This window comes from Kribbella sp. NPDC050820 (assembly GCF_040653975.1).
Classification (GTDB): domain Bacteria; phylum Actinomycetota; class Actinomycetes; order Propionibacteriales; family Kribbellaceae; genus Kribbella.
On sequence record NZ_JBFAHB010000017.1, the window covers coordinates 33,549 to 55,037 of the forward strand.

Annotated in this window: 18 protein-coding genes; 5 read left to right on the forward strand and 13 right to left on the reverse strand. The window is 68.7% G+C overall.

Annotated elements, in window-relative coordinates:
- Position 1: 1 nt before the first annotated feature.
- Together AB0H36_RS17430 and AB0H36_RS17435 are read right to left on the reverse strand one after the other, a co-directional pair.
- A complete protein-coding gene (locus tag AB0H36_RS17430) occupies positions 2-1,459 on the reverse strand; it encodes an SDR family oxidoreductase (protein ID WP_360523520.1) in 1,458 nt (485 codons plus the stop codon).
- A complete protein-coding gene (locus tag AB0H36_RS17435) occupies positions 1,459-1,890 on the reverse strand; it encodes an SRPBCC family protein (protein ID WP_360523523.1) in 432 nt (143 codons plus the stop codon). The genes AB0H36_RS17430 and AB0H36_RS17435 overlap by 1 nt, the downstream gene beginning before the upstream one ends.
- Positions 1,891-1,957: 67 nt before the next feature.
- On the opposite strand from AB0H36_RS17435, the gene AB0H36_RS17440 reads away from it, so the two are divergent.
- Positions 1,958-2,833: a hypothetical protein gene (locus AB0H36_RS17440; protein WP_360523526.1), complete on the forward strand. Its 876-nt coding sequence runs from the start codon at positions 1,958-1,960 to the stop codon at positions 2,831-2,833.
- Here the strand turns inward: AB0H36_RS17440 and AB0H36_RS17445 are convergent.
- From AB0H36_RS17445 to AB0H36_RS17475, 7 genes are all read right to left on the reverse strand, one after another.
- Complete coding sequence (locus AB0H36_RS17445) at positions 2,830-3,654, reverse strand: class I SAM-dependent methyltransferase (protein ID WP_360523529.1); 825 nt, start codon at positions 3,652-3,654, stop codon at positions 2,830-2,832. The two genes, AB0H36_RS17440 and AB0H36_RS17445, sit on opposite strands and share 4 nt — an antisense overlap.
- A 90-nt stretch (positions 3,655-3,744) precedes the next feature.
- Complete coding sequence (locus AB0H36_RS17450) at positions 3,745-4,107, reverse strand: BlaI/MecI/CopY family transcriptional regulator (protein ID WP_360523531.1); 363 nt, start codon at positions 4,105-4,107, stop codon at positions 3,745-3,747.
- A gap of 33 nt (positions 4,108-4,140) precedes the next feature.
- Entirely contained in the window at positions 4,141-5,016 is an 876-nt protein-coding gene (locus tag AB0H36_RS17455) for a M56 family metallopeptidase (protein ID WP_360523534.1), read from the reverse strand.
- A 110-nt stretch (positions 5,017-5,126) separates the two neighbouring features.
- Positions 5,127-6,191, reverse strand: coding sequence for a cation diffusion facilitator family transporter (locus AB0H36_RS17460; RefSeq protein WP_360523537.1), 1,065 nt, complete (start codon positions 6,189-6,191; stop codon positions 5,127-5,129).
- The gene (locus tag AB0H36_RS17465) at positions 6,188-6,595 is read right to left on the reverse strand and encodes a metalloregulator ArsR/SmtB family transcription factor (RefSeq protein ID WP_360523540.1); all 408 of its coding nucleotides are present in this window, start codon (positions 6,593-6,595) and stop codon (positions 6,188-6,190) included. Before AB0H36_RS17465 ends, AB0H36_RS17460 begins: the two co-directional genes overlap by 4 nt.
- A 22-nt stretch (positions 6,596-6,617) precedes the next feature.
- On the reverse strand, positions 6,618-7,937 hold the full coding sequence (locus tag AB0H36_RS17470; RefSeq protein ID WP_360523543.1) for an NAD(P)/FAD-dependent oxidoreductase: 1,320 nt from the start codon (positions 7,935-7,937) through the stop codon (positions 6,618-6,620).
- A complete protein-coding gene (locus tag AB0H36_RS17475) occupies positions 7,934-8,563 on the reverse strand; it encodes a VOC family protein (protein WP_360523546.1) in 630 nt (209 codons plus the stop codon). Before AB0H36_RS17475 ends, AB0H36_RS17470 begins: the two co-directional genes overlap by 4 nt.
- A 179-nt stretch (positions 8,564-8,742) precedes the next feature.
- Here AB0H36_RS17475 and ftsH point away from each other — a divergent pair, with 179 nt between their 5' ends.
- Positions 8,743-10,716, forward strand: coding sequence for an ATP-dependent zinc metalloprotease FtsH (gene ftsH, locus AB0H36_RS17480; RefSeq protein WP_360523549.1), 1,974 nt, complete (start codon positions 8,743-8,745; stop codon positions 10,714-10,716).
- A gap of 8 nt (positions 10,717-10,724) precedes the next feature.
- On the opposite strand, the gene AB0H36_RS17485 is transcribed toward ftsH, so the two are convergent.
- Both AB0H36_RS17485 and AB0H36_RS17490 read right to left on the reverse strand, forming a co-directional pair.
- Positions 10,725-11,090 carry a VOC family protein gene (locus AB0H36_RS17485; RefSeq protein ID WP_360523552.1) on the reverse strand — a complete coding sequence of 122 codons (366 nt, stop codon included), beginning with the start codon at positions 11,088-11,090 and terminating at the stop codon, positions 10,725-10,727.
- Positions 11,091-11,154: 64 nt separating this feature from the next.
- Complete coding sequence (locus tag AB0H36_RS17490) at positions 11,155-13,854, reverse strand: AAA family ATPase (protein WP_360523555.1); 2,700 nt, start codon at positions 13,852-13,854, stop codon at positions 11,155-11,157.
- A 146-nt stretch (positions 13,855-14,000) separates the two neighbouring features.
- On the opposite strand from AB0H36_RS17490, the gene AB0H36_RS17495 reads away from it, so the two are divergent.
- On the forward strand, positions 14,001-15,572 hold the full coding sequence (locus AB0H36_RS17495; protein WP_360523558.1) for an alkaline phosphatase D family protein: 1,572 nt from the start codon (positions 14,001-14,003) through the stop codon (positions 15,570-15,572).
- A gap of 54 nt (positions 15,573-15,626) precedes the next feature.
- Here AB0H36_RS17495 and rox read toward each other — a convergent pair whose 3' ends face one another.
- Both rox and AB0H36_RS17505 read right to left on the reverse strand, forming a co-directional pair.
- Positions 15,627-17,045, reverse strand: coding sequence for a rifampin monooxygenase (gene rox / locus AB0H36_RS17500; RefSeq protein ID WP_360523561.1), 1,419 nt, complete (start codon positions 17,043-17,045; stop codon positions 15,627-15,629).
- A 147-nt stretch (positions 17,046-17,192) separates the two neighbouring features.
- Complete coding sequence (locus AB0H36_RS17505) at positions 17,193-18,650, reverse strand: PHB depolymerase family esterase (RefSeq protein WP_360523564.1); 1,458 nt, start codon at positions 18,648-18,650, stop codon at positions 17,193-17,195.
- A 343-nt stretch (positions 18,651-18,993) separates the two neighbouring features.
- Here AB0H36_RS17505 and AB0H36_RS17510 point away from each other — a divergent pair, with 343 nt between their 5' ends.
- Both AB0H36_RS17510 and AB0H36_RS17515 read left to right on the forward strand, forming a co-directional pair.
- Entirely contained in the window at positions 18,994-20,193 is a 1,200-nt protein-coding gene (locus tag AB0H36_RS17510) for a trypsin-like peptidase domain-containing protein (RefSeq protein ID WP_360523568.1), read from the forward strand.
- 114 nt (positions 20,194-20,307) lie between these two features.
- The gene (locus AB0H36_RS17515; RefSeq protein ID WP_360523571.1) at positions 20,308-21,468 is read left to right on the forward strand and encodes an FAD-binding oxidoreductase; all 1,161 of its coding nucleotides are present in this window, start codon (positions 20,308-20,310) and stop codon (positions 21,466-21,468) included.
- The last annotated feature ends 21 nt before the right edge of the window (positions 21,469-21,489 follow it).

A 21,489-nucleotide genomic window follows, 5' to 3' on the forward strand; every position in this document is an offset into this window, starting at 1 on the left:
ATCAGCGCTCGGCTGCTGCGTGCGCGATGTTGCGCTGCATGCCGCCGAAGACGATGCCGTGGAACGGCTTGATCGCCCACCAGTAGAGGTGGCCCGGGAGACCGTGCGGATGGAACAGTGCGCGCTGCCGGAAGACTGTCTTGCCGTCGTCGTCGCTGTCGATGACCAGTTCGAGCCAGGCGAGCCCCGGCAACCGCATCTCGGCGCGGAGTCGGAGTAATCGCCGGTCTTCGATTTCCTCGACCCGCCACCAGTCGAGCGGATCGCCCACCGACAGGTCGCGCGGATTGCGCCGGCCGCGCCGCAGTCCTGGGCCGCCGAAGAGCCGGTCCAGCAGACCGCGGGTCCACCAGCCCAGCCGCCACGAGTACCAGCCGTTGCCGCCGCCGATCCCTTTGATGACTGTCCACAGCCGCTCGGGGCTCGCAGGTACGGCGCTCTCACGCTCGTCGACATACAAAGAACCGCCCGACCACTCCGGGTCGCTCGGCAACGGGTCGCTCGGTGCGCCGGGTGTCGACGCGGACGCCCAGGTCGTGGTGACATCCAGGTCCTGGACCCGCTTGAGGGCGAGCTCGACCGCGCGGTCGAAGCCGATCAGGCCCGGCGCGGGATCGGGGATGTGCCGCGCGATGTCGTGCTCCTTGCAGACGACCTCATGCACCAGGCTGTCGACCAGCGGCCGGGCGATGCTGCTCGGCACCGGGGTGACCAGGCCGACCCAGTGGCTGGACAGCGAGGGAGTGAGCAGCGGCAGCAGCAGGATCCGCCGTTGGTTGAGGTGGGCAACCTTCGCGTAGCGCTGCATCATGTCGCGATAGGTGAGGACGTCGGGCCCGCCGATGTCGAAGCCGCGGCTCACCTCGTTCGGCATCGACGCGCTGCCGACCAGGTAGTGCAGCACGTCGCGGACGGCGATCGGCTGGATCCTCGTGCTCAGCCAGCGTGGGGTGACCATCACCGGCAGTCGGTCGGTGAGGTGGCGCAGCATCTCGAACGACGCCGAGCCGGAGCCGATGATCACGGCCGCGCGCAGCACCGTGGCGGGCACACCAGAGGCCAGCAGGATCTCGCCGACCTCGCGGCGGGAGTCCAGGTGTGGCGAGAGCTCCTCGCCCTCCGGATACAGCCCGCCCAGGTACACGATGCGCCGTACGCCGGCCTCGCGTGCAGCCGTCCCGAAGGTCAGCGCGTTGTGCCGATCCCGCGCCTCGAACCGCCGCCCGGTCCCGAGCGAGTGGATCAGGTAGTAGGCGACGTCGACGCCCGCCATCACTGCCCGCAGCTGGCCGGGATCTCCGGCATCCGCCTCGACGACCTCGACCTCGTCGTACCACGCCCGATCCCGAAGTCGCCCCGGATTCCGCGCCATCGCGCGGACCCGAAACCCGCGCGCGAGCAGTTCCGGCACCAGCCGCCCGCCGATGTACCCGGTCACCCCCGTGACGAGCGCGAGCATCAGAGCCTCTGGAGCGCGTTCCGCAGACCGGCCTCGGCCTCGTCGCCGAGTTTGGCGAACCGCCCGCGGAACAGCGGCTCGACCAGCCGCGCAACACCCTTGAAGGTGAACTCGGCGCGATATCCAACCGTAGTGCGCCCGTCCTGGGTGGCGAACGTCATCGTGTCCACGGCGACGACAGTCTTGTTCTCCCCGCGCAGCTGGAGCAGCTCGCCCTCGTCGCGCCGCAGAACGACGTACTGCAGCTCCGTCTTCCGCCCGGCGAACTCGGAGACGTTGCGGTACGTCGTACCCGGCCCGCCGTCCCCGTCGACCCGCTGCGTCGAGACGGTTCCCGGATCCCACTCCTCCGTGGTCTCGAAGTCGGCCAGATACGTGTAGGCGCGCTCGACCGGAGTGTCCACGACAACCGTGCGCTCGACGATGATCACCCCCGCACGGTATCCACAGTTCCCGAAACCACACCCTGCTCGGCGGCACGGCGGCTACGCTGCCGGGGTGAGGGCCGACGCATGGGCTGAGCAGCAGGTGGCGGCGGTGCGGGATGATCCGGCGGGGCGGCTCGCGTTGATGGAGCGGTGCTACAACGGCCCGTTCGGGAGTGCTCCTCGGCATCTGCCGTACCGGCGGGCAGCGGCTTCAGCGATGCGGTGGCAGCTGAAGCGGGGTGTGCTGCAGCCGCCGTTCAGTGATCAGCCCGGAAGCCCGTGGTGGCGGGCGGTCAATGAGCGTGTCCTCCGAGACGGGTGTGAGGCGGTGGCGCTCAGCGGGGACCTCCCGGGTCCGCCGTCGTCGCGCACTGCCGAGTTCTGGTTGTCCTTCGCGTTGGAGCCGACCGCCCGAGCATGGTGGCGGGCACACAACGGAAGCATCGTCGCCGGGTACGTCGAACACCGCGAGCTGGCCGAGCCCGAGACGGCCGCCGAACGCTTCTTCATGAACGTCGTCCTCTGCCGCGTGCTCTACGCCCATGCGCTGGTCGCCGCGCCACGCATGTCCCTCGGCTGGTTACGCCCTCTCGCCCCACTCCTCGGCGACCCGCGCCTCGGGATGACCGGCATCTTCTTCCAACTGTCCCGCGTGCTCCCCGACGAGTACCCGCTACGCGACGACGTCCGCTTCTACCTCGGCGCCGAACTGGGCTTCGGCCGGCTCCTCGATTACGGCATGATCGTCCCGCGCCTGCAACAGCTGTACGAATGGTCAGCCGGCGAGCTCGAAGTCCCACAACTGCTCGACGCCATCCACGACGGAGCATTGACCTACGCCTGGTCCATCGACGACCGCCACGTCTGGCAAGCACCTCCGTCCATCGTGCTCCAAGCCGCGCGCCGCATCCTCCCGCCGGAGCCGGACGGCTCCGGTCCGGCCTAGTCGGCCGGCTTGGTGAGTAGGTAATAGGCGTAGCGGTGGTCGAGCTCGTTGTGCGGCTCGAGGTTGAGGGCGGCGGGGGAGAAGCCGCAGGCGGTGGCGAGCTGCCAGAAGTCGGAGATGCGGTACGTCGTCATGTCGGCGAGCCGGGAGTTGTAGTCGCGGCGCATCGGACGGGTGCTGAAACGACCCTCGTCGTACTTGGTCTGGATGAGCGCCACGCCACCCGGGCGGAGAAGCTCGAAGGCGATCCGGAGCAGGCGTTCGCCGTACTCGGGGGTCGGGATGAGCTCGAAGACGTAGAAGCTGAGGAAGATGTCGCAGGGACCGTCGACGGAGCGGAGCACTCGCTCGGGGCCGTCGACATGGATCAGGATCGGCTGGTACGGCGTCTCGCAGACGCGGGCAACCTGACGGCCGCACTCGTCTAGACTCGCCGTCGACACATCCACCCCGACGAACTCGTCCGCGCGAGGCGCGAAATGTACGGCGTTCATGCCGCCGCCGCAGCCCCACTCGAGCACGCGCCCCCACCGAGGCGGTTCGTCGAGCATCGCGGAGTAGCGGTCGAACAGGTCGAGGTGCCGGCGCCCGAGCTGCGCCCACAGGTCTGCGTGCTCGTTCGAGAAGACGTCCGCGTCCCGCCAGTGCGAGTTGCCCTTCCAAGTGCTGCCGCCGTCGTCCTCCCAGTACAGCTGGGCGTCCGAGGCCAGGTGCCGATCCGAGTGGGTGAGGCCGACGGTGCTCAACGTCCGCTGGATCAGCGGTTTGCCCCTCGCGCCGAGTCTGCGCACCCGTGCCTGAACCGTGTGATGCAGAGCCATCCCGGACCCCCCTTGGATCAAGGCTCTATCTACTATTCGGGATAGTAGCAACTATCGCGGATAGTAGTAGGGCGCCGGGCGTGGTCGTCCTCAGTCCGGACGGTCGGCCTGGCTCAGCAGTTGCTGCAGTTTGGCGGCCTCTTCCGGCGGGATCTGCTGCACGAACCGCAGCAGCGCGGCCGTCGGGTCGCCGCTCTGGGCGAGCGCGTCGTTCATGAGTTCCGCGGCGTAGTCGGCGCGGCTGCGCGTGGTCCAGTACTCGTGCGCGCGGCCGTGGAGTTCGCGGGCCAGGAAGCCCTTGCGGTACAGGTTGTCCATGACCGTCAGGACGGTCGTGTAGGCCACCTTGCGACTCGTCTGCACTTCCTCGAGCACGCTGCGTACAGTGGCCGGCTCGGACCGGTTCCACAGGCACTCCATGACGACCGACTCCAGGTCACCGAATGTGCGCATACCGCATTGTCACACCATCGGCGCGGCGAGTGGTTAGTGAAGCACCAGGTTGTGTGATCCGGCGATCACAGCGGGCGGCACCAGGGTGATCGCGAGCATGAGGGCGCCGACAGCCACGGAGAGCAGGCGACCGGTCGGCCGCGCGGGTTGGAGGAGGCGGCGGATCCGTTCGGCCGTGTACGACGCCGCGACGCCGAGGAACGGCGACGGCCCCGACGCCGGGCCGGCGGCGGCGCCGACCCTGAAGAGCGCACTGGCTACGGTCTCGCGTCCGCACACGCCGGCGGCCTGGTCGTCGGCTGCCATCTCGACCAGGCGACGAGTCTGCGTGGCGTAGTCGGGGAGGAGTCCGAATGGCGCGAGCAGGCCGGTGATCGTGTCGGCCAGCAGGATCTTCGCGTGGTGGCGCTGACCGAGATGTGCGCGCTCGTGGGCGACCGTCGCGGCCATCTCGGCGTCGGTGAGGAGCCGGCGGCCGGCCGACGTGACGATCACCCGACCCGACCGGCGTCGTCCGGGGACGCAGTACGCGGCGACTTCGGGTGTGTCGAGCAAGTAGACGTCGCGGTCTGCGGTTGGTCGGGCACAGAGTCTGACCAGGAGGCGGTGCCGGCCGCGGATCCGCGCGGCCGCGACAGCTCGCCGTACGACGTCGAGGCTCAAACCGGTGATCAGTACGGCGATCAGCAGTGCCGCCGCCATCCACTCGGGCGACGCCGGGACCTCGTGGGTGAGGAGGAACACGGCTCCGACCAGGGCCGACGGTGTGGCGATACCGCACGCTTGCCAGAGTTGTAGTGCGAGGCGCGGATGGTTCCGGCTCCAGGTGGACCGGCTGAGCCAACGGTCGACGCCCCGCCCTAGTGCGACGCAGTACGTGACCAGCACGCCCGCGAGGAAAGTGCTCATAGGTGCTCCCCGGGGCGGCACGATGGCGGTCGACCCCAGGCCCGACACCTGTCGCACCTACCCTCGCATCCCCTGTCTCCGTTCGCCAAGCGATTGCCCAGGGCACGTGGTCAGCGGTGGTGGCTGATCAGGTCATGGGCTGCGGTGGAGTCGTGGGGGAGGGGCTCGGCGTGGATGGTTGCCGAGGAGAGGCAACGTACGCCGTGGACCAGTTCGTGCTCGACCTGGTGGCTGAGGTGGTGGGCGTCGACCAGAGACATGTTGGAGTCGACGCTGATGCGTGCTTCGGCGCGGAGCGTGTGGCCCAGCCAGCGAAGTTGTACGCCGGTCACGTCGACGACGCCCGGAGTGGAGCGGATGACTTGCTCGGCCTGGTCGACGAGTGCTGGGTCGACCGCGTCCATGAGTCGCCGGTAGACCTCGCGGGCGGCGTCGCGCAGGACGAACAGGATCGCGATCGTGATCAGCAGGCCGATGATCGGGTCGGCCAATCCGAAGCCGAGCCAGGCGCCGGCCGCGCTGAGGACCACGGCGAGGCTGGTGAAGCCGTCGGTACGAGCGTGCAGACCGTCGGCGACCAGGGCGGCCGAACCGATCCGACGGCCGGTGCGGATCCGGTACTGGGCGACGATTTCGTTGCCCAGGAAGCCGATCACGCCGGCGACCGCCAGTACGCCGACATGGCGGACGTCACCGGGATGGATGAACCGCATGATCGCCTCGTATCCGGCGTACGCCGCGGAGGCCGCGATCAGCACCACCACGACAATCCCGGCCAGGTCCTCGGCCCGCCCGTACCCGTAGGTGTAGCTGCGGGTCGCGAGCCGGCGGCCGACGATGAAGGCGATCGCCAACGGGATCGCAGTCAGCGCGTCGGCGTAGTTGTGCAGGGTGTCGCCGAGCAGGGCGACCGAGTTCGTGTAGACGACGATCAGGGTCTGGATCAGCGCGGTGACCATCAGGCCGACGAAGCTGATCTTCAGGCAGCGCATGCCCTCCTTGCTCGCCTCCAGCGCAGAGTCGACCTTGTCGGCGCTGTCGTGCGAGTGCGGGACGAAGATCTCCTTCACCTTGCCCAGCAACCCACCATGATGCCCATGCCCATGCCCATGCCCATGCCCGTGGCTGTGGCCGGTGGTCGCTTCGTGATCGTGATGGTGGCCCGTCGCGCTCATCGGCGTTCCCGCCTCTGCGTGGTGCCGGTTGCCGGGTCGTCGTGAGGTACGGCGTCCGCGGACCGATGGTGCTCGGGAAAGCCCCCGCTGGAGTGCTCGGCGTGGTAGATCGCGTCCTCGACCAACTGACTGACGTGGGAGCTCTCGATCCGGTAGAAGATCTGGTTGCCCTGCCGCCGGGTCCGCACCAGGTGCGCCATCCGCAGCTTGGCCAGGTGCTGGGACACCCCGGCCGGCGACTTGCCGACCGCCGCGGCCAGCTCGTTGACCGGCATCTCGCCGTCCAGCAGCGCCCACAGCAGCCGCACCCGGGTCGCGTCCGACAGCATCTGGAACACCCGAACCGCCAACTCGACCTGCTCGTCGCCCGGAATCGACCTACGCGACTGCGTATCTACGCGCATACGCAGATACTAAGGCAGCGACTCACGTAGTTGCCAGGGCTTTGAGGGCCGGGAGGTAGATCTCGGAGAAGGTCGGGAAGGGCTGGATGGTGTCGCGGAGGACGGTGATCGGGATGCGGGCGCGGATCGCGAGCGTGGCCTGCTGCAGCCACTCGCCGGCTTCCGGCCCGAGGGCGTAGGCGCCGGTGAGGCGTTCGCCGTCACTCAGCAGCGTGAGGAATCCCGGGCTGTTGGCGTACTCGTGCGTGTACGTGGCCGTCTTCGCCACGTCCCGCAGCGCGATGGTCGCGCTGTACGGCGCCGCCGTCGCACCGACCGCCGCGGCCTGCTGATCGGTGAAGACGACCCGCGGTACGGCGTCGTAGTTCGCCTCCCGTGGTTCGCCGAGGATGTTCGCGGCGACGACGCGGGCTTGGTACTTGCCGACATGGGTCAACAGCCAGATGCCCGTCACATCGCCCACTGCCCAGACCCGGTCCGCGACCTGCAGGCGAGCGTTGACCGGCACTCCGTCGGCGTCGGCCGTGACGCCGATCGTCTCCAGCCCGATGCCGTCGACACGCGGCCGGCGACCGGTGGCGATCAGCAGCCGGTCGCCGCGAACCTCGCGATCGTCCTCCAGCACGAGCACGTAGTCGTCACCGTCGCGTCGGGCCGCAGTCGCTCGTGCGCCGGTGATCAGCTCGATCCCGTCGCGTCGTAGCACCTCGCCGAGGGCCTCACCCAGTGGTGCGGCCTCATGGGACAGCAGGTGGTCGGCTGACTCGACCAGGACGACGTCGCCGCCCAAGCGCCGTACCGCTTGCGCCATCTCGACGCCGACCGGTCCGCCTCCGAGCACCACCAAGCGGCGGGGGACCGCCTTCATGCTCGTCGCCTCGCGGCTCGTCCAGACGCCGTCGAGCTCGTCGAGGCCCGGGATGGGCGGCACGACGGCGTCGGAGCCGTTCGCGAGTACGACGTGCTCTGCGGTGTACTGGCGTCCGTCGACCTCGACCACGCCGGTTCCGGCCAGCCGGCCGCGGCCGCGGATCAGGTCGATCTTGTTGTCGGCGAGCCACTTCTCCTGACCGGCGTCGGAGTAGTCCGAGACCATGAAGTCGCGGTACGCCAGCGCCGCCTCGACGTCGACCGTCGCGGGAGCGGCGGCCTCGTTCGCGGCCTGCGCGGCCTCGCCCGGACGGAGCAGGGTCTTCGACGGGATGCAGGCCCAGTACGAGCACTCGCCCCCGACCAGTTCGGACTCGACGACCGCGACCCGCAGGCCGCCCTCGGCGAGGGCCCCGGCGGCGTGCTCACCGGGGGAGCCGCCGCCGATCACGATGACGTCGTAGTCGCTCATTGGGGGAGTTCCTGGCCGGTCCGCTCGGCGACCATGTAGGTGGCGTACCACTCGGGCCAGGCCTCGTCGTACTCGCCGCCGTTGCGCTTCTCGTGCTCGCCGTGAGCCGTCGCTGCGCGAGTCAGCGCCTGCTTCAGGTCGTCCACCGAGGTGTACGTCGTTTCCGCGGGGTCGACCCGGCCGGGCAGCCGCTTGGTGACCTCCTGCAGCAGCCAGCCGTTGCCGTCGGGGTCGGTGAAAGTGGCGAACGAGCCGTAGCTGGCGCGCTCGTCGGCCGGCCCGTTGACTCGGCCGCTGTCGTCGGCCTGGAACTGCGCGCCCGGGGTCGCGGGGTGGAACGCCTCGCTGACCTCGACTCCGCGCGCCGCGAGCTCGCTCCGCGCGGCCTCGATGTCGGAGACGATGAGGTAGAGGCCCTGGGCCGAGCCCGGCTCGGCGGTGGTGATGTTGCTGCCGAACTGCACCGACGCCGGCGAGCCCGGCGGGGTGAACTGAACGACCCGGAAACCGTTGTCGAACGCGAAGTCGACGTCCAGCCGCCAGTCCAGCTGCTCGTAGAACGCCTTCGCCTTGTCCACGTCGGTGACCGGGATGACGACGGCCTCGAACTTGAGATCGGTGCTCACTGCTTCCTCCTGTAGTTGTTCCGACACCATTGACTGTCGCTCCCCGGGCGCGTGCTCGCCCCAGTGGTGATCCCTGGTGTCGTCCCTGGGGCTGGGATGGGACGGTGGTTGCGCCGGACCGGCCGGGCGTGGGACACCTGTTCGAGTCAGGGAAAGATCCCGGCCAGGGGGAGCTGACCATGAGTGACCAGAACCAGCGCCAGGGTGAGCAGCAGCCTGCCGAACGCGACGAGCGGCGGCCCGCCGAGCGTGACCAGGCCGAGCGGCGGCCCGATCAACCGTGGCGGACCGAAGGCATGCCGACCGGAAAGGGAAACCGGCCGCGCCGGCCTGGCTGGCTGAGGTTGGTGGCGTGGATCGTCGGCGGCTACCTCGTGCTGTTCCTGCTCACCACGATGCAGGACCAGATGTCCGGCGGCGCGGAGACGATCGCGTACACCGAGTTCACCACGCAGGTCGAGAAGGGCAACGTCGCGGAGATCTTCGCTCGGGGCGACACGATCGAGGGCCAGCTGAAGGAGGCTGCGTCGGTGCCGGGCAAGACGGACACGTCGTACACGAAGTTCACCACCGAGCGGCCGACGTTCGCCAACGACGACCTGTACGGCGCATTGGAGAAGAGCGGGACGACGGTGCGGGCGACTCCGGTGGTCCAGTCCCGCGGCACGTTGTGGAACTTGCTGATCTCGTTCGCGCCGATCCTGTTGCTGGTCGGGTTCTACCTGTGGTTGTTCCGGCGTCAGCAGCGTGCGGCCGCGGGTGGTCTGGGTGGTTTGCTGGGCGGTGGGCAGAAGAAGCCGGTGGATCCGGAGAGCGTGCGGACGACGTTCGCCGATGTGGCGGGGATCGACGAGGTGAAGGGGGAGATCACCGAGATCGTCGACTACCTGAAGGACCCGGACAAGTACCGCCGGTTGGGTGCGCGGGCACCGAAGGGTGTGTTGCTGGCGGGTGCGCCGGGGACGGGGAAGACGCTGCTTGCGCGGGCAACCGCCGGTGAGGCGGGGGTGCCGTTCTTCTCGGCGAGTGCTTCGGAGTTCATCGAGGCGATCGTCGGGGTTGGGGCGAGTCGGGTGCGGCAGCTGTTCGGGGAGGCGCGGAAGGTGGCGCCGGCGATCATCTTCATCGACGAGATCGACACCATCGGGCGGGCGCGGGGTGGTGGCCGGGCGATCGGTGGCCACGACGAGGGGGAGCAGACGCTGAATCAGATCCTGACCGAGATGGACGGTTTCTCCGGGACCGAGGGCGTGGTGGTTCTGGCGGCGACGAACCGGCCCGACGTGCTCGATCCGGCGTTGCTGCGGCCGGGGCGGTTCGACCGGACGATCACCGTGCACGCTCCTGATCAGCAGGGCCGGGAGGCGATTCTGCGGGTGCACGCGCGGGGGAAGCCGCTGGCTTCGGATGTTGATCTTGCCGCGATGTCGCGGTCCACGCCGGGGATGACCGGTGCGGACCTGGCCAACCTGTTGAACGAGGCGGCGTTGGCTGCCGCGCGGTCGGGTCGTTCGGAGATCCATCACCACGATCTGACTGACGCGTTGGAGAAGATCCAGCTCGGGACGGCGCGCAATGTGGTGATGCCGGAGGAGGAGAGGCGTCGTACGGCGTATCACGAGGGTGGACATGCCCTGCTGGGGATGATCCAGGTCGGTGCGGACCCGGTGCGGAAGGTGTCGATCATCCCGCGGGGCCGGGCGTTGGGGGTGACGTTGTCGACGCCGGAGATGGACCGGTACGGGTACGACGCGGACTACCTGCGCGGTCGGATCATCGGCGCGCTGGGTGGGATGGCTGCCGAGCAGGAGGTGCTGGGCGTGGTGACCACTGGCGCCGAGAGCGATCTGGAGACCGCGACCCGGATCGCCCGCGCGATGGTCGGCCGCTGGGGGATGTCCGCGGCCGTCGGTCCGGTCTCGGTCCTCCCGTCGGACGGGGATCCGCGGGCTGTCGCCTCAGATGGTCTCCTGAACACCGTCGACGAGGAGGTCCGCCGCCTCATCGACGAGTGCTACCAAGAAGCCAGGCGGCTGTTGCGGGAGAACCGCGACCGCCTCGACGGCATCGCCACCCAACTCCTCATCCACGAAACCCTCGACGAACCCGACGCGTACGCGGCGGCCGGCATCCCCCGCGACGCCCGAACCTGAGGAGGTCCTCAGTTCCAGGGTGCATCGCCCACCAGGAGCCACTTGTTGCCATCCGGGTCGTGGAAGGATGCCTGGTCGACGCCTGTTGCGCTCTTCCTGATGGGGCTCGGAGCGGCGCCGCGCTTCGCCAGGTCGGCGATCGCTGCCGGGAGGTCATCCACCCTCAGCACACCGACGGCCGACCCCGGCTGGGCTGACTCGATGCCGGTGCCGATGATGATCGAGCACAGCGAGCCCGGCGGGGTCAGCTGCACGACCCGCACCTCGCCGTCCTGCTGGTCGCAGTCCAGGTGAAACCCGAGCGCACGGTAGAAATGCCGGGTCCGATCGACATCGGACACGGGTACGACGACAGCCTTGAGCTTGGCGTCCATGGGACGACTCCTTCGACGAAGGTCCTCCCATCCTCGGCACCGCAAGCGCTCGTCGCCCCCGTGGTCATCCCTGGTTCTGCGAGTCGAGCGCCTTCCGGAGCTGCCGGCGGGACGTGATCCCGAGCTTCGAGAACGTGTTGCGCAGGTGCCACTCCACGGTCCGGGGACTGATGTACAGCTGCGCCCCGATCTCGACATTCGTGAGCCCGTCCCGCGCCAGTCCCGCGATCTGGGCCTCCTGCGCAGTGAGGTCGTTGAGCGTGTCCGGCGTGCGTTTGCGGACCGTCTCGCCGGTGGCCAGCAGCTCGTGCCGAGCGCGCTCAGCGAACGCCTCGAGCCCCATCGCAGCGAGCTGCTCGTGAGCCGTCCGCAGTTGTTCACGAGCATCCGCACGACGTCCCTCGCGGCGCAACCACTCGCCGTACAACAGCTCGGCCCGAGCCACCTCGACGCGCAGCTTGGTCCGTCGAAGGTGCTCGATCGACTGGCGATAGGCATCTTCGTCCCCGCCGAGCAACGCCCGGACGCGTGCCTCGATGCCGCGCCCCCAGTCCGTCGGAGTCGCGGTGACGCGCTCGGTCACCCAGGCCAACGCGGACTCGACCAGCTTGGTGTCGCCAGTCCTCGACGCCGCCTCGGCGAGCTCCCCGACGACCAGTACGCCGTGCCCGACGACATCTTGCTCGAACACGTGAAGCGCGGCGTCGCGAGCAACGTCGTACCTGCCGAGACCGTTGTTGAGCACCGCATCCGCGTACGACGCGAACGCCGCGATCCGACCCTGGTGATGTTCGGTCGCCTCTTGAATCGTCGCGTCGACCAGCCGGCGGGCCTCACGCTCGTTGCCGCGAAACGCCTCGAACAGCAAAGGCCCGTAGACGACCGGCGGGTTCCCAGTAGATGCCGCAATCTGCCGATCCTCGTCGACAATGCCGGACACCGCGCTCAGTTCGCCCGACAAGCACAACAGATTGGCCCGCGAACTGAGCGCAAACTGCAACTGCACAAGCGCGCCGCTCTCCCGAGCCGCCCGGTCCTGCCACCCCGCAAGCTCGAGCGCGGCATCAAAATCCCAAACCTCAATCGCGACCATCCCACCGACCCGTCCGGCGACCTCGCCCGCGTCGCCACCCGCCGAACGCGCACGCTCAACCGCCGCCATGAGCTGGGGCGCCGCTTCGCCGTACCCACGTGTGACCCGCACCGCAAGCGCCTGCAGCAGCTCATCGGGCGGGTGTGGTGGGGGAGTTGCGGTTGCTGCGGTTGTGAGGATGCTCGCGGTGTCTGGGCCGCTTGCCCAGATGGCTGCCGACATCGCCTCGAGGTAGGCGAGCCGCGCTTGGTCGACGTCGTGGGGCTCGAGTCGGCCAGCTGCGGCGAGCAGAGTGCGGGCCGCCTCGTCGGCTCTGCCTTGGTCGAACGCGATCTGGCCGCGCAGTCGCTGGGCCTCGGCTTCGTGGAGCGCGTTCGGTGGTCCGACGAGCGCGCTGCCGAGAAGATCGAGCGTTGCCTCGAGCGCACCAGCCCGGCGCTTGGCCGCGGCGGCAGCCAACAACCGCTGCGACCGGCGATCAGGGTCGAGCGTCAGCGCCGCCGATCGTTCCAGGAACGCGCCGGCCGCGAAGAACCCGCCTCGCGCCCGCGCGCGGTCGGCAGACCGCTCGAGCTCGGCGGCGACCACCTCATCAGGGAGCGGTGTCGCGTTCGCCCGGTGCCACGCGCGCCGGTCCGGGTCCACGTCGGGATCGGTCACCTCGGCCAACGCTCGGTGCACCGCCTGCCGCTCCTGCGGCGTCGCCAGCCGGTAGGCCGCCGACCGCACCATCGGATGCCTGAACTGAATGTGCCGGCCAAAGGTGATCAGCCCGGTTGCGATCGCCGCAGCCGCGGGATCTGCCCCGAGTTCGAGCTTCTCCGCCGCACGCCAGAGCAATGTCGGGTCGCCGAGCGGCTCCGCGGCTGCCGTGAGCAGGAGCAGCCGGGTGTCTTGCGGGAGCACCTCGAGCCGCCGTACGAAGCCCTCCTCGATCCGGCTCGCAAGCGTGCCCGGACTGGCGCCGTCCGCCAACTCGGTGAGGCTCCACGCGTGCGGAAGCTCAAGCAGGGCAAGCGGATTGCCGCGGGTCTCGGCCACGATCCGGTCCCGCACTCGCGGGTCAACCGGACCGGGCAGCACCGAGTCGAGCAGAGCTCGCGCGTCTGCATCACCCAGCCCGCGAACCTCGAGCTCGGCCAAACCAGTCAGCTCGTGATCCTCACCATCGCGTACGGCGAACACCATCACCACCGACTCAGCAGCCAACCTCCGCGCGACAAACGCCAGGATCCGGGCGGACATCAGATCGATCCATTGCGCGTCGTCGATGACACACAGCACCGGCTGCTTGGTCGCCGCGTCGGACAGAAGATTCAGTACGGCGAGGCCGACCAGAAACTTGTCCGGAGCAGGTCCGCTCTGCTCGCCGAACGCCGTACCGAGCGCGTCATGCTGCGGCCCCGGTAGCCGGTCGGCCAGGTCAAGGAAGGGCGCACACAGCTGATGGAGTCCGGAGTACGCAAGCTCCATCTCGGACTCGACACCCACGGCCCGCGCAACCCGGCAAGCCTCGCTCCGCGCAACCAGCGCGTCGAGCAACGCCGACTTCCCGACCCCAGCCTCGCCACGAAGCACCAGCGCCTCGCTCCGGCCCGCCCGCGCAGCCCCGACCAACCCCTCCAACACGGCAACTTCTCGCCGCCGCCCGCGCAGTCCCCGCACCCCCACAATCTATCCCGTCCGCTTCTTGCCCCATCGATCGGAGTCGGTAGCTGCTCGGCAGGGGTTTCGGAGACATTGGCGCGGGTTTCACCCGAGCTTGGTTCGCCGTGGTTAGACCGGAGGAGTCCTTTCCCCTGCCCCCCGGGAGTGTCATGTCCGAACCGAAGTCCTTCCACCGTCCAGGTCGCCGTACTCTGCTGCTCGGTGGCGCGGCCGCGGGCGCGTCGCTGTTACTGCCGACCTCATCGGCCATCGGCGCGCCGGCTCTGGTGCGGTCGGGTCGCCCCGCAATCACCCATGGCGTGCAGTCCGGTGACGTCTCCGCGTCGCAGGCGGTCGTCTGGGCGCGGTCGGACCGGCCGGCCCGGATGTGGGTCGAGGTGAGTCCGACCGAGACCTTTCGACGGGTACGGCGTCTGAGCGGCCCGATCCTGGATGAGCGCAGCGACTTCACCGGCAAGACTCTGCTCCGCGGCCTGCCCGCCGGTGAGGACGTCTTCTACCGGGTCGTCGTCGCGGATCCGGACGACGACCGGCGCAACAGCGCGCCGGAGTACGGCCGGCTGCGGACCGCGCCGAACGGATCGGCCGACATCCGGTTCCTGTGGTCGGCCGACCTCGCCGGCCAGGGGTGGGGGATCGACCCCGCGCGCGGCGGGTACCGGATCTTCGAGGCGATGCGCCGGCTGAACCCGGACTTCTTCATCTGCTCCGGCGACCTGATCTACGCCGACGGCGTACTGCCCGCGGAGAAGCCGCTGCCGGACGGCACCGTGTGGCGCAACCTCGTCACCGCCGAGAAGTCGAAGGTGGCCGAGACGCTGGCCGAGTACCGCGGCAACTACCGCTACAACCTGCTCGACGAGAACCTGCGGCGGTTCAACGCCGAGGTGCCGCAGATCAACTCCTGGGACGACCACGAGGTCACCAACAACTGGTACCCGGGCGAGATCCTGGACGACAGCCGGTACACCGAGAAGCGGGTCGACGTACTCGCTGCCCGGGCACGTCGTGCCTTCCACGAGTACCTGCCCACCAGCACCCGCACCGACGACGAAGGCCGCGTGTACCGGGTCAATCGGTACGGCGAACTGCTCGACGTCTTCGTGATCGACATGCGCTCGTACAAGGACGCCAACACTGCCGGGCTGGAGGCCGTCAGCGACGGCGGCGTGTTCGGGCGCCGTCAGCTCGACTGGCTGAAGCGCGAGCTCAAGGCATCCCGGGCCACCTGGAAGGTGCTCGCGGCCGACCTCCCGATCAGTCTCGTCGTCCCCGACGGCGCCGCCATCGAAGCCATCGCCCAAGGCGACCCCGGTACGCCGCTGGGCCGCGAGCTCGAGATCGCCGAGCTGCTCGCGTACGCCAAACGCAACCGCATCACCGGCATGGTCTGGGTCACCGGCGACGTGCACTACACCGCTGCCCACCACTACGACCCGTCACGCGCCAAGTTCACCGACTTCGACCCGTTCTGGGAGTTCGTCTCCGGCCCCCTCAACGCAGCAGTCGGCGTCGAGCCGCGCCCGAACCCCGTCGACCCCACCTTCGGCCCCCAGGTCGTCTTCGCCAAGGGCGCCCCCTCCGCCGACGTAGGCAACCCCGCCTACGGCTACCAGTACTTCGGCGAAGTAACCATCGACGCCACCACCCACCACCTAACCGTCAACCTCCGAGACCAATCCGGCACCACCCTCCACACCACCACCCTCCCACCCAACTAGCCCGTCCCCACGCCCCCGCCCGGTGACCACACCACAGTCACCGGGCGGCGCGGCTCAGGTGTTCTTGCGGCCGAACCACTTGGTGAGGTGGGGGTTGAGGGCTTGCTGGGAGTTGCCGAGCCAGGCGATGTGGCCGTCGGGGCGGAGGAGGAGGGCGGGGTGGGGGAGGTCTCCGGTGAGGTGGTCTACGCGGTCTTCCCAGCCGGTGATGGAGAGGGTGCCGGTTTGGTCGAGCAGGATGCCGCGGGCGGTGTGGAGGTGATCGTAGAGGCGGCCCTGTTTGAGAGGGAGGTCCGGGAGGCGGCGGCCGATCAGGTCGTGGTCCTCGCCGAAGTCGTAGCGGATCGCGGTGGCTGTGATCTTCTCGATCAGGAGACGGTGGACGTCCTCGAAATCCATGAGCTCTGACACCAAGCGCCGTACCGCTTGGGCTCCGGGCTCGGTGGACATGAGTTCCATCTGGGCCCGGGTGTTGTCGAGTACGTCGGCAGCCACGGGGTGCCGTTCGGCGTGGTAGGTGTCGAGGAGATCGTCGGGCGCCCACCCGTTGATCTCGGCGGCGAGTTTCCACCCCAGGTTGACCGCGTCCTGGATGCCGAGGTTGAGGCCCTGACCGCCCGCCGGCGGGTGGATGTGGGCGGCGTCGCCGGCGAGCAGGACGCGCCCGGTGCGGTACAGGTCGGCCAGGCGCGTCGCGTCGCCGAACCGGGAGAGCCAGCGTGGTGAGTGCACTCCGAAGTCCGTACCGGCGTACTTCTGCAACTGCCCCTTGAACTCCTCGAAACTAGGCGGGGTCGTGCGGTCCCCGGTCAACCCATCAGCAGGTACGACGACGCGGTACGTCCCATCCTGGAGCGGCATGGCCCCGAACCGCAGCTCGGTCTTGCGGATCTCCATGACGGCAGCCATGAGCGTCTCCGGTGCCGCCGTCACCTCCATCTCACCAAGCAACGTCTCGACCTGACTCGTCTCGCCGGGAAAGCCGACGCCGAGCAGCCGGCGCACCGTACTGCGGCCACCGTCGCACCCCACGAGATACCGCGAGCGCAGCTGACTCCCATCAGCCAGTGCGACGGTCACCCCGTCGGCGTCCTGGCTCAGATCGACCAGCTCGGTGTCGGGCCGGATATCGGCGCCGACCTCGGCGGCATGCTCGGCGAGCAGACGGTCGGTGATGTTCTGCGGGATGCCGAGGACATACGGGTGAGTGCTGTCCAGGTGGACCGGGTTCGGCTTGAGGATCCCGGCGAAGAACCCGCCGACCGGAAACTGCTTCCCGTGCTCCTGGAAGCGCTCCAGCAGACCGCGCTGGTCGAGCACCTCGATACTGCGCGCATGCAGCCCGAGCGCCCGGACGACTTTGGTCGGCCCGGAGTCCCGCTCGAGCACCACCACATGCACGCCGTGCAGCCGCAGTTCACTGGCCAGCATCATCCCGGTCGGCCCGCCACCGGCAACGATCACGTCAATCACAAAACCCCCACTGATCGAGATTCTTCTGGCTGAGAACCGCGATTCTGCAGCACGACCGGGGCCTTGCGGCAAGTCCCCCAGTGCGCTATAGGTTGATAGTGGCAGGGAGTTCCATTCTCCTTGCCTTTCCTTTTGCTTGGGCCAGAACTAACCGTCGTACGTGATGTGCAAGGTCGCTTGAGCTCCGGGGGAGAGGAAGCGGTAGGCGGTGGTTGTGGGGGATTGGGCGAAGCGGAGTTTGAGCTGGGTGGGGCCGGTTCGGTTGATGGCAGTGGGGGAGAAGTCGGTAGAGGTGGCTGGGCCGGTGGCGAAGGGCGGGAGGCTCGCCACGGCTGGAGTCGTTGGCGGGGCGGCCCAGTCAGCGGGTTCGGTGGTGCAGGCGTTGAAGCAACCGGTCTGAAGGTCGATCAGGAGTTGGTTGGAGCCGGCCCAAGGGTCGCCGACGCCTGAGACGGAGGTGACGGTCAGCCAGGCGCGGGTGATGGTGGCGTCGTCGGGGATGGTCGAGGTGTCGAAGGAGAGTACGGCGCGATTCTGCTTGCCGTCCGTGCCTTGGCCGACAGCCAGGTTGGCGAGCGTCCCGACGATGGGGGCGGAGCCGTCGGACTGAGCTTTGACGTAGCCGTCCTGGCTGTCGATGCTCGGGAACATCCGCGTGCCAGGTGAGGTCGGAGCATCGTCGAGACCCCAGAAGCGCGCAATGTGCTCGGCCGCGCAGATGTTGACATCGAGGATGTACGGCGCAGTCGTGCCGCACGTACCGGGATCGATCGGCTGCCCATGATTCATCCCGGTGATCGAGTACGTCTCCACGACCGAAACGCCGGCGCTGTTGCGATACACCTTGTGCGGATAGCCGCCGATGGTGTCCGACACGTCGGCCGTCTGATCCGTGCTGTGCACATTGGTCCACTGCTCGACGAGCTCATTGAGGTTGCTATAGGCAACCGTCGAGTCGGCTGTGCCGTGCCAGAGCGAGATTGTCGGCCACGGACCGGTCGAAGCGGCGCGCACCTTGTCGCCCCACTGTTGTGGTGTCAGGTTCGTGCCGGGTGACATGCAGGAGAAGGCCTGAGCAACACCCGTGGCGCAACGGTACGGCAGGCCCGCAACGACAGCTCCGGCAGCGAACGCCTCCGGGTACGTCGCCAACATCACCGACGTCATCGCACCACCAGCTGACAACCCCGTGACGAAGCTGCTCGCAGTACCGAAGTCCGACCGCATCCGATCGACCATCTGCTTGATCGACAGCGCCTCGCCGGACCCCCGCGTCGTGTCACCCGTCTCGAACCAGTTGAAGCACGAGTTCAGGTTGTTCGAGCTCTGCTGCTGAGGCAGCAGCAACGCGAAGCGCATCCGTTCGGCGACCTCGACCCAACCCGGCTCGACGTCGTACGCGGCCGCCGACTGCGTGCACCCGTGCAACGCAACCACCAACGGCCGCCCCGCCTCGAGCCCGTCAGGCACATACCGAAACATCCTCAGATTCCCCGGATTAGACCCAAACCCAGTCACTTCCTGAACCCCCGCAGCCTGCACAACAGGCGCCGGCACGACGACAAATCCGACAACCACCGCGAGCACCACTACGAACCGCCACATAAGCCACCTCACCTAGAGCCGGGGCGAACTCTTCCCACCGATGGTTCTTGTCAGCGCCCGCGAACACCATGTGCTGGTGCCACACACCTCCGCCTGACTTTGTGTCGCCGACCATGCATGGTGGATCACCCGGGTGGGATTGCCGTGAGCAACTAGTTGCCTACGCCGGGGTGATGTGGGGGTGGGGCTCTGGACGGGTGGGGGTTGCGGACTTACATTCGAGGTGCGGTCGTGGGGGCCGCGGGGGGAAAGTAGAGGGTCGGTGGCACGGGTGGTGCCGGCCTGCCTGGGGGTGTGCCCCTCTGTGCGTTCGTGGGGGAACGGGGAGCACATGATGGGACGGATGCAGAGGGCTGCCGTCGTTGCGGCTCTGCTGGTGCCGCTGGGGGTGATGGCGCCGGTCGCGGCGTCGGCGGCCGAGCCGGTGCAGAGCGCCGAGCTGGAGAAGAGCGTCGTCGCGCTGCACATCAGGACGGTCGCGAACGTGCGCTACCCGACCGAAGGCGGCGGCGAGGACGTCGTCAAGGAGCCGATGGTCGTCGAAGGGGCGTGCTCGGGCTTCCTCGTCAGCGCCACCGGCGACATCGTCACGGCCGGCCACTGCGTCGACCCGCAGGAGATCCGGCGTGACCTGATCATCGAGGCGCTGCTCTACATGGAGAAGGCCAAGCAGATCACCAAGGCCAAGGACTGGCTGGAGTACGCCGCCAAGAACTGGGACGTCGAGGGCGGCAGCAAGGGCAGCAAGCCGGAGACGCGTGTCCGCATCACCCAGCCGGAGTCGGTCGGCGGGCCGGTGAAGTTCGACCACAACGCCCAGATCATCGACTACAAGTCCTTCAACGACGGCGATGTCGCGCTGCTGCGGGTGTCCGGCATCTCGGGCGCACTTCCGTTGCCCATCGCAACGCAGGACCCGGCGGTCGGCACGAAGCTGATCTCGATCGGGTTCCCGGCCGCGGTCGGCCGGGTGATCGACGAGAACCAGCGGGCCAGTTTCAAGACCGGTACGGCGAGCTCGCAGCAGACCTCGCCGAAGGGCGTCCCGCAGACCGAGGTCAACGCCGACCTGAGCGGCGGCATGTCCGGCGGCCCGACCGTCGACGAGGCCGGAAACGTGCTCGGCGTGAACAGCTTCCTGCTGCGCGACCAGCAGAACTTCAACTTCATCACCGACACCACCGACCTCGGTGCCTTCCTGCGCCAGCACGGCGTGAACCCGGTCGCGCCCCGGGCTGCCACCGGGGACGACGCATCCACCGGCAACAACCCGCTGCCGGCGCCGGCCGCCGACTCCGGCGGAGGCTTCCCGTGGTGGCTACCCGGCGGCGTGGCCCTCCTGCTCGTCTTGGCAGGCGGCGTCCTCGTCTGGTACCAGCGCAACCGCACAAGGCCCGTTCCAGTGGAGCAACCAGCCTTCGTCGGTACGGCGATGCCGCAGTACGGACCGCAGCAGCCGGCCGACCCACCCGGCTGTGATCACCGCAACAACCCACCCGGAGCCCGCTTCTGCAACGCCTGCGGAGCACCGCTGTCCCGTTAGCGCGCCCCCACCGCGAGACCGGCGCCCTGTTCTGGCGGCAGGGCGCCGGGCTCGCACAGATACTTGCCCGCGGGGGCTTTCGCGCGGCCGCCGTACCGCGAAAGAGTGGGTGCCATGAGTCGCGTTCGCACCCTCCCCGCGGCCGCCGACGTGGTCGTCATCGGCGGCGGGATCATGGGTGTCAGTACGGCGTACCACCTCGCGTCGGCCGGGCAGCGCGTCGTACTGCTCGAGCAGCGCGCGCTCGGCCAGGGATCGACCTGTCACGCGGCCGGCGGTGTCCGCGGGTTCTTCTCCGACGAGGTCAACATCCAAATTGGTCTGCGCAGCCTCGAGGTCTTCGAGCGGTTCGGTGACCTGTTCGGCACCGAGATCGACCTGCACCAGACCGGCTACCTGTTCCTCGTCGACGATGCCGACGACCTGGCGGTGTTCGAACGCAATGTCGCGCTGCACAACGCCGCCGGCGGCGACAGCCGGATGATCTCGGCGGCCGAGGCGAAGCGGCTCTCACCGCTGATCGACAGCACCGGCATCCTCGGCGCGGCTTGGTCACCCCGAGACGGGCACTGTACGCCGGAATCAGTCGTCCAGGGATACGCGAAGGCAGGCCGCGCAGCCGGCGCGACGCTGCTCACCAACTGCCCGGCCACAGGGATCGAGACCGACGGCAGCCGGATCGTGCAGGTCGTCACCGCCGCCGGGGCGATTCGTACAGACCAGGTGGTTTGCGCGGCCGGTGCCTGGTCGGCGCAGGTCGGCGGCTGGGTCGGCGTGGACCTGCCGGTGGTCCCGCTCCGCCGCCAGATCGCGATCACCGAGCCGATCCCCGGTCTCGACCCGAAGACGCCGTTCACGATCGACTTCACCACCTCGCTGTACTTCCACCGCGAGGGCGAAGGACTCCTGGTCGGCTGTCCCGAGAGCGTCGACTCGTGGAGCTTCGACACGTCGCGGGACCCGGGCTGGTTGACCACGCTGGCAGAGGCGATCGAGCGCCGCGTCCCCGCGCTGGGGGAGGTCGGCATCGGCCGCGGCTGGGCCGGGCTCTACGAGATGACCCCCGACCACAACGCCGTCATCGGCCGCTCGCGAACCGTGCCAGGATTCGTGTACGCGTGCGGCTTCTCCGGCCACGGATTCCTGATGGGACCGGCGATCGGGGAAGTGCTGCGTGACCTCTGCCTCGACCGCGAGCCGGTGGTCGACGTCACCTCGCTGGACGCCGAGCGGTTCAGTGCGGCCGGCGCGCGCCCGGAGCTGAACGTTGTCTGACCACCCGATCCCACAAGGAGC